Annotated in this window: 9 protein-coding genes; 4 read left to right on the top strand and 5 right to left on the bottom strand. The window is 70.9% G+C overall.

What is annotated here, in order from left to right; all coding sequences use genetic code 11:
- Nucleotides 1-90: 90 nt before the first annotated feature.
- Complete coding sequence (locus tag ABD259_RS12815; RefSeq protein WP_344162657.1) at nucleotides 91-795, bottom strand: class I SAM-dependent methyltransferase; 705 nt, start codon at nucleotides 793-795, stop codon at nucleotides 91-93.
- 199 nt (nucleotides 796-994) lie between these two features.
- On the opposite strand from ABD259_RS12815, the gene ABD259_RS12810 reads away from it, so the two are divergent.
- Both ABD259_RS12810 and ABD259_RS12805 read left to right on the top strand, forming a co-directional pair.
- Entirely contained in the window at nucleotides 995-1,936 is a 942-nt protein-coding gene (locus ABD259_RS12810; protein ID WP_344102105.1) for an alpha/beta fold hydrolase, read from the top strand.
- Nucleotides 1,937-2,026: 90 nt separating this feature from the next.
- A complete protein-coding gene (locus ABD259_RS12805; protein WP_344102107.1) occupies nucleotides 2,027-2,959 on the top strand; it encodes a lysylphosphatidylglycerol synthase domain-containing protein in 933 nt (310 codons plus the stop codon).
- Here the strand turns inward: ABD259_RS12805 and ABD259_RS12800 are convergent.
- From ABD259_RS12800 to ABD259_RS12790, 3 genes are all read right to left on the bottom strand, one after another.
- Entirely contained in the window at nucleotides 2,931-4,040 is a 1,110-nt protein-coding gene (locus ABD259_RS12800) for a glycosyltransferase family 4 protein (protein WP_344102109.1), read from the bottom strand. The two genes, ABD259_RS12805 and ABD259_RS12800, sit on opposite strands and share 29 nt — an antisense overlap.
- 70 nt (nucleotides 4,041-4,110) lie before the next feature.
- Nucleotides 4,111-5,043, bottom strand: coding sequence for a glycosyltransferase family 2 protein (locus tag ABD259_RS12795; protein ID WP_344102254.1), 933 nt, complete (start codon nucleotides 5,041-5,043; stop codon nucleotides 4,111-4,113).
- A 49-nt stretch (nucleotides 5,044-5,092) separates the two neighbouring features.
- Nucleotides 5,093-7,165 carry a hypothetical protein gene (locus ABD259_RS12790; protein ID WP_344102111.1) on the bottom strand — a complete coding sequence of 691 codons (2,073 nt, stop codon included), beginning with the start codon at nucleotides 7,163-7,165 and terminating at the stop codon, nucleotides 5,093-5,095.
- 344 nt (nucleotides 7,166-7,509) lie between these two features.
- Between ABD259_RS12790 and ABD259_RS12785 the strand changes: the two genes are divergently transcribed.
- Both ABD259_RS12785 and ABD259_RS12780 read left to right on the top strand, forming a co-directional pair.
- The gene (locus ABD259_RS12785; RefSeq protein ID WP_344102113.1) at nucleotides 7,510-8,313 is read left to right on the top strand and encodes a TIGR03089 family protein; all 804 of its coding nucleotides are present in this window, start codon (nucleotides 7,510-7,512) and stop codon (nucleotides 8,311-8,313) included.
- A gap of 21 nt (nucleotides 8,314-8,334) precedes the next feature.
- Nucleotides 8,335-9,804 (top strand): LCP family protein, encoded by a 1,470-nt coding sequence (locus ABD259_RS12780; RefSeq protein WP_344162485.1) that lies wholly within the window; start codon nucleotides 8,335-8,337, stop codon nucleotides 9,802-9,804.
- A 118-nt stretch (nucleotides 9,805-9,922) separates the two neighbouring features.
- On the opposite strand, the gene ABD259_RS12775 is transcribed toward ABD259_RS12780, so the two are convergent.
- The gene (locus tag ABD259_RS12775) at nucleotides 9,923-12,055 is read right to left on the bottom strand and encodes a glycosyltransferase family 4 protein (protein WP_344102257.1); all 2,133 of its coding nucleotides are present in this window, start codon (nucleotides 12,053-12,055) and stop codon (nucleotides 9,923-9,925) included.
- Nucleotides 12,056-12,064 lie beyond the last annotated feature (9 nt).

Raw genomic sequence — 12,064 nt, 5'->3', positions numbered from 1 at the left:
ACGTCAATGCGGGTATCGCCGGTATGGGCGAGAAAGGTTTACATGAGAAAAATTATGGCCGGATGCGGCCAAGGTCACATAAAAGCGTGGTTATGTGAAGCGCTTCCGCGCCCTCACCAGGACGATGCTGCCCCGCGCGTTCGGCTGTCGCGTGTCGCCGAACGCCACTACGGGAATCAGCGGTGCGGCGGCGTTGAAACCGGCGCGCCCGCCGTGCGCCGACAGGGCCAGGTAGGTGCGTTCCGCAAAGCGGCCGCGGAACTGATAACTGTGCTCCACCACGTCCAAGCCCTGCCCGCTGAGCAGCTCGGCCAGCGTCTCGTGGGTGTAGGTGCGCCGCACGTGGTAGCGCCTTCGATGTTCCTCGAACAGGTCGGGCCACTCCGTGCGGCGCGAGAGGCAGTCGGCCGACATGACGAGTTCGCCGCCGGGCCGCAGAACGCGCGACATCTCTCGCAGCGCGGCCGGGCCGTCGTCGAAGTGCTCGATGGCGCAGATCGACATCACCTTGTCGACCGAGGCGTCGCGCACGGGCAGCCGTAGCGCGTCGCCCTCGACGAGGGCCGGAGCGTGACGCAGCCGCGCGCCGCGCACCATCTTGTGCCGCGCCAGGTCCACCGAGACCGCGTTGGCGCCGCGCCGCCGGGCCTGCCCGGCCCAGTATCCGTCGCCGCCGGCAACGTCGAGCACGGTCTGCCCGCGCAGGTCATCGCCGAGCCAGCGGAGCAGGGTCCGCGCCTCGCGGTAGCGGCAGACATGGACCTGGTGGCCGGCGAAGGCGACAACGTCTGGCATTCCCACGGGGACACCCTAGGACACGCCCCGGTTCCGGCCGCCCCTCCCCATTCCCTCTCTCCCCTTCCGTCCCTTTTGCCGCCTCTGTTCCTCAGTGGCCCGTCAGCGAGATATCAGGCGGATGGCCGCACCCCGGCCTAACGTGCTCACACAGGCGGCTGAACAGGCCGGGACCGCAATTGGAAGGGGGCAACCGTCGATGGCGAAGACCGTTCCGGCGCCGCCGCGCGAGGTTCGGATCGCGGGAGCGCCGGCCCTCGCGGTACGGGTCCGGGAGCCGGAGTTCGCGGAAGACGGCGCGCCGGGACCCCCCATCGTGCTGGTGCACGCCCTGGGCCGGACCCTGGAGGACTGGGAGGCCATGACCCCCCTCCTCACCCGGCGGCACCCGCTGTACGCGATCGACCTGCGCGGTCACGGCCGGTCCGAGGACGGCGCCTGGACGCTCGACGGCCTGCTCGACGACCTCATCCGGGTGATCGGGCACTTCGGCCTGGAGCGGCCGGTGGTGGTCGGCCACCAGCTGGGCGGGATGCTCGCGGTCGCCTACGGGGCGCGCTCGTCGCGCCTCACCGCCGTGGTGAACATCGAGGGGCATGGGTGGCCGCACGCGAAGGACGTCAGCGAGCGCCTCGGCCTGTCGTTGGAGGAGGCCGAGGGCCACGTCGCCGCCTTCCGCCGGTACGTCGTGGAGCAGGTGTCGTGCACGCTCGCGCCGATGCCACCCGGCGCCTTCGACCGCATGGTGGAGGCCTATCGGAGTGGCGTCATGGGGCTGCCCGGACCGGTGCTGGCGGCATCCGCGCTCCGTTCGGCCGTCATCGCCGACGGTGTCGTCTCCCCCCGACCCGGCCCGCGCGCGGCCCGCGCCCTGTGCTCCGCCTTCGACCCCTTCGACCCCGACCTCCATTACCGCGAGCTGAAGACTCCCGCCCTCACCCTCGTCTCCACGGCCCCCGCTGCTACTCCGCCGGGGGCACCGGCCCGGTTCTCCGAGATCCTCACCATCCAGGCCGAACACGAGCTGATCCCGCGCGGCGACCACCTCCCGTCCCGCGGCGTGGACGCGCACTACGCCATGCACATGTCCCACCCCGAACGCGTCACCTGGCTCATCGAGGACTTCCTGGCCGGTATCTGATCGCCCCTCTCCCGTTCTCCCGTTCTCACGCCGCCCACGCGGGCGCGCGGCGGGTGGGCGACCACACCGAAGGCGCCTTACGCTGGCGACGTGCTGAGCCGGTTGCGCGACCACCGTTGGGTGCGCCTGATCACCATCGTGATCGTTTTGGGCTGCGCGGGATACGCGCTGTACGCCCGCTGGGACGAGGCCGAGGACGCGCTGCGCACGCTCTCCCTGGAATTCGTGGCGGCGTCGGCGGTGGCGGCGCTGGCCGGGCTCGGCGCGCAGATGATGGCGTGGCGGGCGATCCTCGCGGACCTGGGGTCGCCGCTGCCGGTCGGCGCCGCCACACGGGTGATGTTCGTCGGCCAGCTCGGCAAGTACCTACCCGGCTCGGTGTGGGCCTTCGTCGCCCAGGTGGAGCTGGCCCGGGACCGCGACGTGGCCCGGCAGCGGGGCATCACCGCGACCGTGCTGGCGGTAGCGGTCACGCTGACGGTCAACCTGGCCGTGGCCGCCGCGACCCTGCCCTTCGCCTCCGAGGAGGCGGCCCGCCGCTGGTGGTGGGTGCTGGTCTGCGCGCCCTTCCTGCTCGCAGCGCTGCACCCGCGCGTCGTGACCTGGGTGATCCACACGGCGCTGCGGCTGGTCCGGCGGTCCCGGGGCGTCCCCGACACCGAACTGGAGCGGGTCAGCAGGCGCGGCATGGCGGCCGCGGTGGGCTGGTCGGTCCTCGCGTGGGTGCCACTGGGCGCGCACATCTGGGTCCTGGTCCTGGGCGCGGGCGGACAGGGGGCCGCCGCCCTCCCCGCTGCTGTCGGGGCCTACGCGCTGGCCTGGACGCTGGGCGTCCTGTTCGTCGTCGCCCCCGCCGGGATCGGCGTCCGCGAACTCGTCCTCGTCGTCGCGCTGTCCCCCGTCCTCAGCCCTGGCTCCGCGCTGGTCGTGGCCGCGCTGTCGCGTCTGGTCATGACGGTGGCCGACATCCTGTGGGCAGGCGCGGCGCTGGCGTTCACCCGGTCGGCGGCGCGGTCGCGGTGAGGGCCGCGACGTAGGCGTCCCAGTAGGGGTCCGGGTCCACACGCCGCACCCCGCCGCGCAGCCGCAGCGCCTCACCCTCGGCGTAGAACGCGTCGAGAGCGCGGGCCAGGTCGGCGGTGTCGTCCGGTTCGCAGAGCAGACCGTCCACGCCGTGGCGAACGTGGTCGGGGAGGGTGCCCGCGCGCGTGGCGATGACGGGCACGCCGTGCGCGTGGGCGAGCCACACGTTCTGGGTGGCGGTCGCCGATCGGTACGGCAGCACGACAGCGTCGGCACCGGCGAACAGGGCGGACAGCTCAGTGGCCGGGACGTAGCCCGCGCGGAAGTCCACACGGTCAGCGACCCCGAGGGCGGCGGCGAGCGACCGCAGCTCGGCCGACCCGCTCCAGAACTCCCCCGCGATGGTCAGCCGCACCGTCGGCGGTGCCCCCTGGGCGAAAGCCCGCAGTAGCACGTCCACGCCCTTGTAGGGCCGCACGATCCCGAAGAACAGCAGGTGGTGGAGGACGCCGTCGGGGCGCGTGGGCGCGGGCCCGATCGTCTCCGGCAGGTGCGGAGGCATCTCGGCCGTCCCCACCCGGGTGTCGGTTCCCTGGACCAGCCCGCGCGCGAGGTGCGCCTGGTCGGGCGAGTGAGCGAGCACGCCGTCGACGCGCCGCAGCAGGGCGCGCATCAGCGTGGCGTCGGCGGGTCCGGGCTCGTGCGGCAGAACGTTGTGGCAGAGCGCGACCGTGCGGCCGCCGCGCCCCACACCCGCCAGGACACCCAGATAAGGCGGCACCTGCACCGGGGAGAACACGGCCAGCACGGTGAGGTCGCTGAACCGGCCCGCCCGGCGCCCCACGCGCCACCAGCCGTCGGGCCGGTACCAGGCCAGGTCGTCGCGCGTGTCGGGGAAGAGCTCCCCTTCGGGAACGTCGATGGTCTGGCGCCCGGGGTAGAGAACCGACGGGTACTGCGCACGCCAGGACTCGACGACGACCTCGTGGCCCCGCTCCGCGAGCCGGTGCGCGAGTTCCGTCGTGTGCCGAGCGCCGCCGCCCTTGTACGGATAGGCCGGGCCGACCAGTGTGATGCGCATACGCCCCCTTTCCACTCCCCTGTCCGCCCACTCCCCTGTCCGCCCACGTACCCCTCGTCGGATTCCAGACTCAGGAGTTGTTGCGCGACCGAACGATCAGGTCCGCTAACAGCGCCATGGACCCCACGATCAGCCCCGTCATGAACAGCATGATCGTGTTGTTCGGGATGTACAGCGGCTCCTTGACCATGTCGAAGACGAACTTCACCGAGCCGATGCCGATGAGCCACAGGGCCAGCGGCATCAGCACCTTCAGCGGGTTGAAGTACATGACCATCCGCAGCACCTGAAGGATGTAGCGGTAAGCGTCGCGGACGAAGTGGAACTTGGAGTTGCCCGCCCGCTTGGCGTAGGTGATGGGCACGTAGTGCACCGGGTGCTGGTTGGACAGGAACGCCAGGGTGATCGTGGTGACACAGGAGAAGCCGGGCGGCAGCAGCCGCAGGTAGGGCAGGGAGACCTCGCGGCGGAACGCGCGCATGCCGGAGTTGAGGTCCGGGATGGTGGTGTTGGTGAGCCGTTCGGCGATCTTGCGGATCACCCACTTGGTCGGGACCCGGAGGAACTTGTGGCTGCCGGACTCCTGCGTGCGCGCGCCGACCACCTGGTCCATCTCGGGGTTCTCATCGAGCATGGCGACGAATTCGGGGATGCGCTCGTTGGGGTAGGTCATGTCCGCGTCGGTCCACACGACGATGTCGCCGCGTGCCCGCTGGGTGCCGATCCGCCGCACGGTCCCGGAGCCGCCGTTGTGCCCGAAGGCGATGACCCGCATACGCGGAAAGCGCCGCTTGGCCGCGCGCAGCCGGGCCAGCGTCGCATCGGTCGAGGCGTCGTCGATGGCGAGCAGCTCGTAGGCGTAGCCTGACCCGTCCATCGCCGCACAGATCCGCTCGACCTCCGCCACCACGTGATCCTGCTCGTTGTAGCAGGGAAGCACGATGGTGACGCGCGGGCTCGCGGCCTCGGCGTCGGCGGCTGCTCTCTCCGGTACTTCCTGCATCTCGCTCACGGTCGGCCAAGAATAGCGGGGGGTCTTCGGGCCGCGGCGCTCACCCGGCCACGGCGATCCACACGTCGCCGTTGAAGGCCCAGGGGCCGGACGGCGGCTCCATCAGGGTGCTCGGATCCGACGCGCTGTGCACGTCGAAGGGGTGTTCCTTGGGGGTGGTGGGCGGGACGTAGCGGTCCAGGGTCTCCGGTGAGGACGCCGCGAGGACGGGGGTCCGGCCCCGCTCCCGGATCCGGGCCGTCACACGGTCCACCACCGCAGCCTCATCGGTCAGGGTACGGGCGGTCGGAACCCCGCACACACCCCGGATGAGCTGCATGTAGTTCCCCGCCGAACCGTCCACCATGAGGACGCTCGCATCCTTGGGCAGCGCCGCGCAGAGCTCCCGTGTCCCCGCGACCGATCCGATATCGGATCGATAGCTCATCACCCCGGCCGCGGTGACCGCCGTGGGGACCAGCATCACCAGGGCACCGGCCGCGGTCACCACGGCGGCGCCCCTGCGCCCGGCGCCCGGACGACTCCCGACCAGCGAAGGAAGCTCGGTCGCGAACCGCCGCGCGAGCCAGGCCACGAACCAGACGGCGAACAGGATGAACGCCGGGATCACCAGGACGATGAGCCGCCGACTGGCCCACGGGTGGTCGGGGGTGATCGCGGGCCGGAGCAGGGTGGTGGCGACCGTCCAGACCAGCACCATGGTCGGCAGCACCCACTGTGGCTCCCGGCGGAGCAGGATCCGGCGGAGCAGCAGGGCCACGCCCAGCGTCGCGAGGAGCACGGTGCTCGCCCCCACGTACCAGCTCACCCAAAAGAGGCTCATCTCCTCATAGGTGCGCTCCGGGTCGACGGGCAAGCCCTCGATCTCCTGCACCTGGCCGATGAAAACGCCGGTGGCCTCGTCACCGTGCCCGTACTGGACGAAGAACAGGGGCCGGAGGGCGAGCGCGACCACCACCAGCACCGCCAGCACGGCGACGGCCGTGGGCAGCCAGGGCGGACGGTCCGTTCGCGGAACACCGTGCCGCCACAGCAGTGCGGTCGCCAGCGCGACGCCGACCACGACGACCGCGCTGAGCACCAGCAGCGGATCGAGTGAGTCCGAGAGGTAGTCGAGGTAGGGCTTGGACAGCCAGAACCCGGCGACGAACCCGTATCCGAGTCCCAGCGCCAGCCCGGCGAGCATCGGCAAGGCCTGGCTCCGGCGGGCGAGCAGCAGCAGGGCGATGAAGCCGACGACCGGGAGGAGGTCGCGGATCGCGTCGATGCGCACGACCAGACCGAGGCCGAACACCAGACCCGCCGCCCCGGCGAGGGCGTGCGTCGCCCCCCAGCGCGCCCGCAGGCCGGTGCGCCGGGACAACGCGTTGGGTGTGCTGGCGCGGCCGCTCGCCCACATGTCGAAGGCGAGCGCCAGCGCGCCGAGCATCAGCACCTGGGCGGCGATCTCGCTGTAGGTCGAGCGGCTGATCCACTGCTGGGTCTGGCAGACGGCGAGGATCAGGGCGGCCATCGGGGCCCACCGCACCCCGATGAGCCGGGCGGCCAGCCCCGCGAAGGTCAGCACGCCCAGCGCGCCGATGAGCGGGGCCATCACCAGCATGCCGGGGATGCCGCCGATCCAGTACCCGACGGACAGGATCAGCGGAAGCCCGGAGAGGAACTGCGGCCAGACGTCCGTCCCGACCTCGTAGTAGGCGAGACTGCCGTAGCCGAGGGCGGGATCATCGCCCGCGATCAGATCGCGGTCCTGCGGGATCGGGAGCGACCCGTGCTGCGCGATCCACGCGGTGAACTGGGCGTAGGAGGCGGGGTCGCGGCGGATCACCAGCGCCTCGGCGTGATAGGCGACCTGCACCGCCGCGAAGGCCACCGTGATGAGGACGACCGCGGCGACGGGCCACCACGGCACGCCGTCCTCGGGAGGCTCGGGGACCCACCGCGGCACGAACAGCAGCGCGGCGATCACGGCCGGTCCGCCCAGGAGGGCGCCCGTCAGCGGGGTGAAGTGGCCGATGAGCAGCAGGGGAAAGGCCACCAGCAACCAGGCGGCCAGGGCGACGGCGGGAACGATCGTGAGGCGGGCGAGCAGGCGACCGGCGGTCAGGCGCATGGGGGCAACTGTTCCAGTTCTCGGCCGCGCACCGGGTAAAGAGCAGACCGCGCCCGCACGGGTCGTGGGTCTTCCCGGCCGCGGCGCGGCGGCGGGTCGTGGGGCCTCATGTCCTCACCGGCACGCTGAGCGGGGTGCGGAGATCTCGGATATCCCGGCGAACCTACCGAACACCCGGGTCGTACCGCACCATCCGACCCCGATTCGGGCGGTACGGAACCCGCGACGTGGCGGCACGACGCCGAGGGACAGCCGACCAGCGCGACCCGCACGTAGCATGTGCGCGACCCCGTCCATGCCCGTCCATGCCCGTACAGCCCCGGGCCGAACACGAAGGACCCCTGGTGACCGCGGAAACCCCATGGGCGCTGTGGCGCGCCGTTGTATCCACCGACCAGTCCCGCCCGTTCCTCACGGCTTATGACGCCGACACCGGCGGGCGTGTGGAGCTGTCGTACGCCACGTTCGACAACTGGGTGGCCAAAACCGCCAACATGCTGCTCGACGGCCTCGCCGCCGAACCCGGAGACCGCGTCGTGCTCGCCCTGCCGGTCCACTGGCAGTCCCTGGTCTGGCTGCTGGCCTGCTGGTCGACCGGTCTGACCGTCGTCCCGGCCGCCGCCGGGGAGGTCCCCGAGGGGGACATCGCCGTGGCCGACGCCGCCCGCCTGGAGGCCGCCTTGGACACCGGCGCACGCGAAGTCGTGGGGACCTCCCTGCACCCGCTGGGCGCCCCACTAGCCGACTGCCCGCCCCCGGCGATGGACTACACGGTCGAGGTGCGCTCCTACGGCGACCACTTCACGCCGGAGGTACCGGTCACCCCGGACACGGTTCATTTGGATGGGAAAACCCGGCTTACTGGTGCTGATCTGGTGACCGGAGCCCGGAACACGGCAACGGATTGGCAGCTGACAGTCGACGACCGAGTGGCTATCATCACGTCAGCGTCGGATTCCCTCACGGTGCTTGGAAGCGACCTCTCCCACTTCCTCGCCCCGGTGTCCTGCGCCGTGCCGCTTGTGCTCCTTCCCGGTATCGATTCGGCTAACCTGCAATCACGGCTTGATATGGAGCGTGCCACCGCCCTCGTTGGCGCGCCGCCCGACACCCCCGCGCTTCCGGGCAACATCAGGCCGTTGTCCTGACGCCTACTTCGTTGGTGCCCAATGCCCAGAAAACGCCCCTCATCTCGCGGCTCCGCGCGGGGCCACGCCGCGCCGAAGAACCTGTCCAGGTCCCTGCCCGCGAAGAAGCGCCTCTCCCCCAGCGCGTGGATCGCGGTCATCACGACGGGGGTCGTCATCGGCAGCAGCCTGACCGCCTACGCCGCCTACGTCGACATCACCGGCGGCATCAACCGGGAGAACGTCGACACCGACGCCTTCGGTGACCGGCCAAGCAAGGTCGAGGGCGTGGTCAACATCATGATCATCGGATCCGACAAGCGCGACGGGGCCAACGCCGAATACGGCGAGGCCGAGGGGGAGCGGCCCGACACCCTCGCCATCGCGCACATCTCTCCGGAGAAGAAGTCCGCGACGATCGTCAACCTCCCGCGCGACTCCATCGTGCAGCTGCCCGCCTGCAAGAAGACGGGCGACTACCCCGGGTCCGAACCGCAGCAGGGGATGATCAACTCGGCGATGAGCTACGGCGGTGTGAGCTGCCAGTGGGACACCGTCGAGAAGGCGACCAACATCCGCATCGACCACTTCGTCAGCCTCGACTTCACCGGGTTCAAGGGCATGGTCGACGCGCTCGGCGGCGTGGACATGTGCATCCCCCACCCGATCCACGACCCCAAGGCCGGCAACCTTGAACTCGACGCCGGGGAGCAGACCCTCACCGGTGAGGAGGCGCTCGGCTACGTGCGCTCCCGCAAGGGGCAGGGCGACGGCAGCGACCTCATGCGGATCGACCGCCAACAGGACTTCATGGCCGCCATGGCGCAGAAGGTCATGAGCGGGGACACCCTGAAGAGCCCGTCCAACCTGTACTCCTTCCTCAACGAGGTCACCAGCTCCATCACCAGCGACGACGAACTCACCGTCGACACGATGGCCGACATCGCCATCGCCATGCGCGAGGTCGACCTCAAGGACGTCAACTTCGTCACGGTCCCCAACCACCCCTGGGAGCAGAACAAGAACCGGGTCGCGTGGGACGAGCCCGACGCCCAGCAGCTGTTCCAGGCCATCGCGACCGACGAGTACGGCGGCGATGACGACAAGGACAAGCAGGACGACGACTCGGGAGACGACGCGAAGGACGTCGACCCCGGCGATGTCAGTGTCGAGGTCCTCAATGGAATCGGCACGGCCAACCTGGCCAACCAAGTCTCCGGGATTCTGACCGAGCGCGGATTCGGCGTCAGCGGCACGGGCAACCCGCAGGGCATGGTTCCGGAGGCGAGCACCGTCTATTACGGACCGGACGGCAAGGCCGCGGCCGAGCTCCTCGCCCAAGAACTGACGAACGCCACCCTCGCGGAGGACCCCTCGCTCAGCGGCAACTCGGTCCGACTGGTGATGTCCGACGACTGGAGGGGATTCAAGACCGCGGGCGGCACCGGCGGCGTGCCCGGTTCGGTGAAGAGCAAGAACGCCGCCGACAGCAGCAAGGAATCGGCCTGCTGACCCCCACGTCCCTTCGTTGATCTCGGCGATATCGACGGAGGTGGCGGCGTGACGGCGAAGTCCCGCACCCGGATCCGGGTGCGGGATTTCGCATGTGTCGCGAATCGAACGCGCGGACTCAGGCGGCGATCGCGCCCTGGAGGTCGACGGGCTCGGGGACGGTGCCGTTGACGATCAGGTCGGTCCACAGGGAGCACACCCGCTCCAGCGCGTAGTTCCCGGTGATCTCCGCCTTCGCGGCCAGGCGCGCGGCGTCGAAGCGGCCCTCGCTGACGGTCGCGTGGATCGCGTCGGCCATCGCCGCGGTGTCGTCGTGCAGCCAGCGGCGCGAGTAGATGGTGTCGGCCCCCGGCCAGCTGAGGACGGCGGGCACGCCGCCCGAGGCGGCGCACTCGGCGGGGGCGAGGTGGAAGCTCTCGTCATCACTGGTCGACAGCATGAACCCGACCCGGCGCAGCCAGGCCGCCACGTCCGGACCGAACGGGTCGAACACCACGCCGTCGGCGAGGAGCGGGTCGCGTTGGACGGTGCGGTAGACGCGCTCGTAGTACTCGCGCTCCTCCGGCCGGTTCCAGATCCACCAGTAGTCCCAGGGCTGCTTGGACTTGACCGCGAGCGTGTAGCGCGGGTCGCGTCTCCGCAGCTCGGCGAGGACCTCCAGGCCCCGGTCGAGCCGCTTGCGCGACGGCGCGATCCCGATCATGCCCAGGGTGAACTCGGCGCCGGGCAGTTTGGGCCGGTCCAGCTGCCGGTCGTCCACCCAGTTGGGCAGGGTGACCACCTTGTCGGCCGGCCACGCGGCCAGCTCCCGCGTGAGGGACGCGTAGTGCGGGCTGACGCAGATGATGGCGTCGACCTTGTCGATGTCGAGCTTGCGCGGCCATTCCGCGTACAGCTCGAAGCGGTGCAGCCGGACGACCAGCCGCTGCCCCGGGCGCTTGTGCTGGGAGTAGAACAGCGCGTTGGGGCCGCACCACTCGCAGATGACGACATCGGCCCAGGCGGCCAGTTCCCTGCTGCGGTACTGGTCGTGGTCGCGCAGGCCGTCCCACTCGTCGAGGCGCACGTCCAAGCCGGGCAGGGACATCAGGTGGTCGGCCAGCCGGGTGAAGAACTTCAGGTCGTGCCCGGCGATGACCACCTTCAGCGGGCGCTGGGGATCGGTTCCGGCCGGGGCGGTGGGGTGCGCCAGGTCCAGGTAGCCGCGCAGCCGATCGGCGGCCTTCTCCAGGGTGAAGCGGGCGGCGGCGTCGCGGCAGCGCTCGGCCGCCTCGGCGTAGATCCCAGGGTCGGCGGCGAGCGTGAGCGTGTCGGCGACTGCGTCGACGCCGCCGCCCCCGTCGGCGAACAGCGGGTAGTCGGCGCCGAGCAGATCCTCGTGCATGGGCGTGCGGTTGAGCACGACCGGCAGACCGAGCGCTCCCAGCTCCAGGACCTTGGTGGACAGCTCCAGACTGGCGTCCAGCTCCGGGTCGCGCCAGGACAGCCCGATGTCGCACTCGGCCGACAGCCGCAGCGCCTCGGCGCGCGGCTTGCCGCCGTGCCACCGCACGTCCGGTGTGCCTTCCAGGGCCTTGGCCATCCGCTTGGCCCACTCGGGGGAGTCGCGGTGGATCTTGTCGCCGATCATGTGCAGCTCGGCGGAGACCCCGCGCTTGGCGAGCGCGGCGGGCAGCTCGGTCATCTCCAGCGTGTTCCAGCGCGGCGCGAACTTGCCGGTGTAGACGAGGCGCAGGCGATCGCTCGGGGCGCCGGGGCCGGACACGCCCTCGGGGACCACGACCACCGGCGGGAACAGCACGCTCTTGCCGCAGGCCGCGGGGACCGCCGACTCCAGGAAGCAGCGCAGCTCCTCGGTCTGGCAGAGCAGGAAGCGGGAGGCCACCGCGATGTCGGTGAGTTCGGAGACGGCCGTGGAGGTCATCTCGGCGACGTTCTGCGGCACGTCGGTGAGGTAGGTCCACAGCCGCCCGGCCAGCACCTCGGACTGCGCGGCGATCGAGGCCAGCCTGCGCCCGCGCACGACCACGAGGTCGAAGCGCTCGTCGGCGTCGAGCCGGGTCATCAACGTGACGGCCTGGTCCGGGGTGAGTCCGCGCGGTCCCAGGTCGCTGAGCAGCTTCTCCTCATAGGGGCGGCGCAGCGTGACACCGGCCGCACCGTCGAGCGGCGCCACCAGCCGGTCGGTGGTGACCGGGGCCTTGAGCAGCAGGGTGACCTCGCATCCGGCGGCGGCCAGGCCCTGGGTCATCGACTGCGC

The organism is Nocardiopsis rhodophaea (assembly GCF_039530945.1).
GTDB lineage: Bacteria > Actinomycetota > Actinomycetes > Streptosporangiales > Streptosporangiaceae > Nocardiopsis_C > Nocardiopsis_C rhodophaea.
This window is presented reverse-complemented; position numbering and strand designations above follow the sequence as displayed.

Bases quoted from the DNA above. Each gene is read 5' to 3' on its own strand.
- ABD259_RS12815 (WP_344162657.1), bottom strand. From the start codon at position 795: ATGCCAGACGTTGTCGCCTTCGCCGGCCACCAGGTCCATGTCTGCCGC.
- ABD259_RS12810 (WP_344102105.1), top strand. From the start codon at position 995: ATGGCGAAGACCGTTCCGGCGCCGCCGCGCGAGGTTCGGATCGCGGGA.
- ABD259_RS12800 (WP_344102109.1), bottom strand. From the start codon at position 4,040: ATGCGCATCACACTGGTCGGCCCGGCCTATCCGTACAAGGGCGGCGGC.
- ABD259_RS12795 (WP_344102254.1), bottom strand. From the start codon at position 5,043: ATGCAGGAAGTACCGGAGAGAGCAGCCGCCGACGCCGAGGCCGCGAGC.
- ABD259_RS12790 (WP_344102111.1), bottom strand. From the start codon at position 7,165: ATGCGCCTGACCGCCGGTCGCCTGCTCGCCCGCCTCACGATCGTTCCC.
- ABD259_RS12780 (WP_344162485.1), top strand. From the start codon at position 8,335: ATGCCCAGAAAACGCCCCTCATCTCGCGGCTCCGCGCGGGGCCACGCC.
- ABD259_RS12775 (WP_344102257.1), bottom strand. From the start codon at position 12,055: ATGACCCAGGGCCTGGCCGCCGCCGGATGCGAGGTCACCCTGCTGCTC.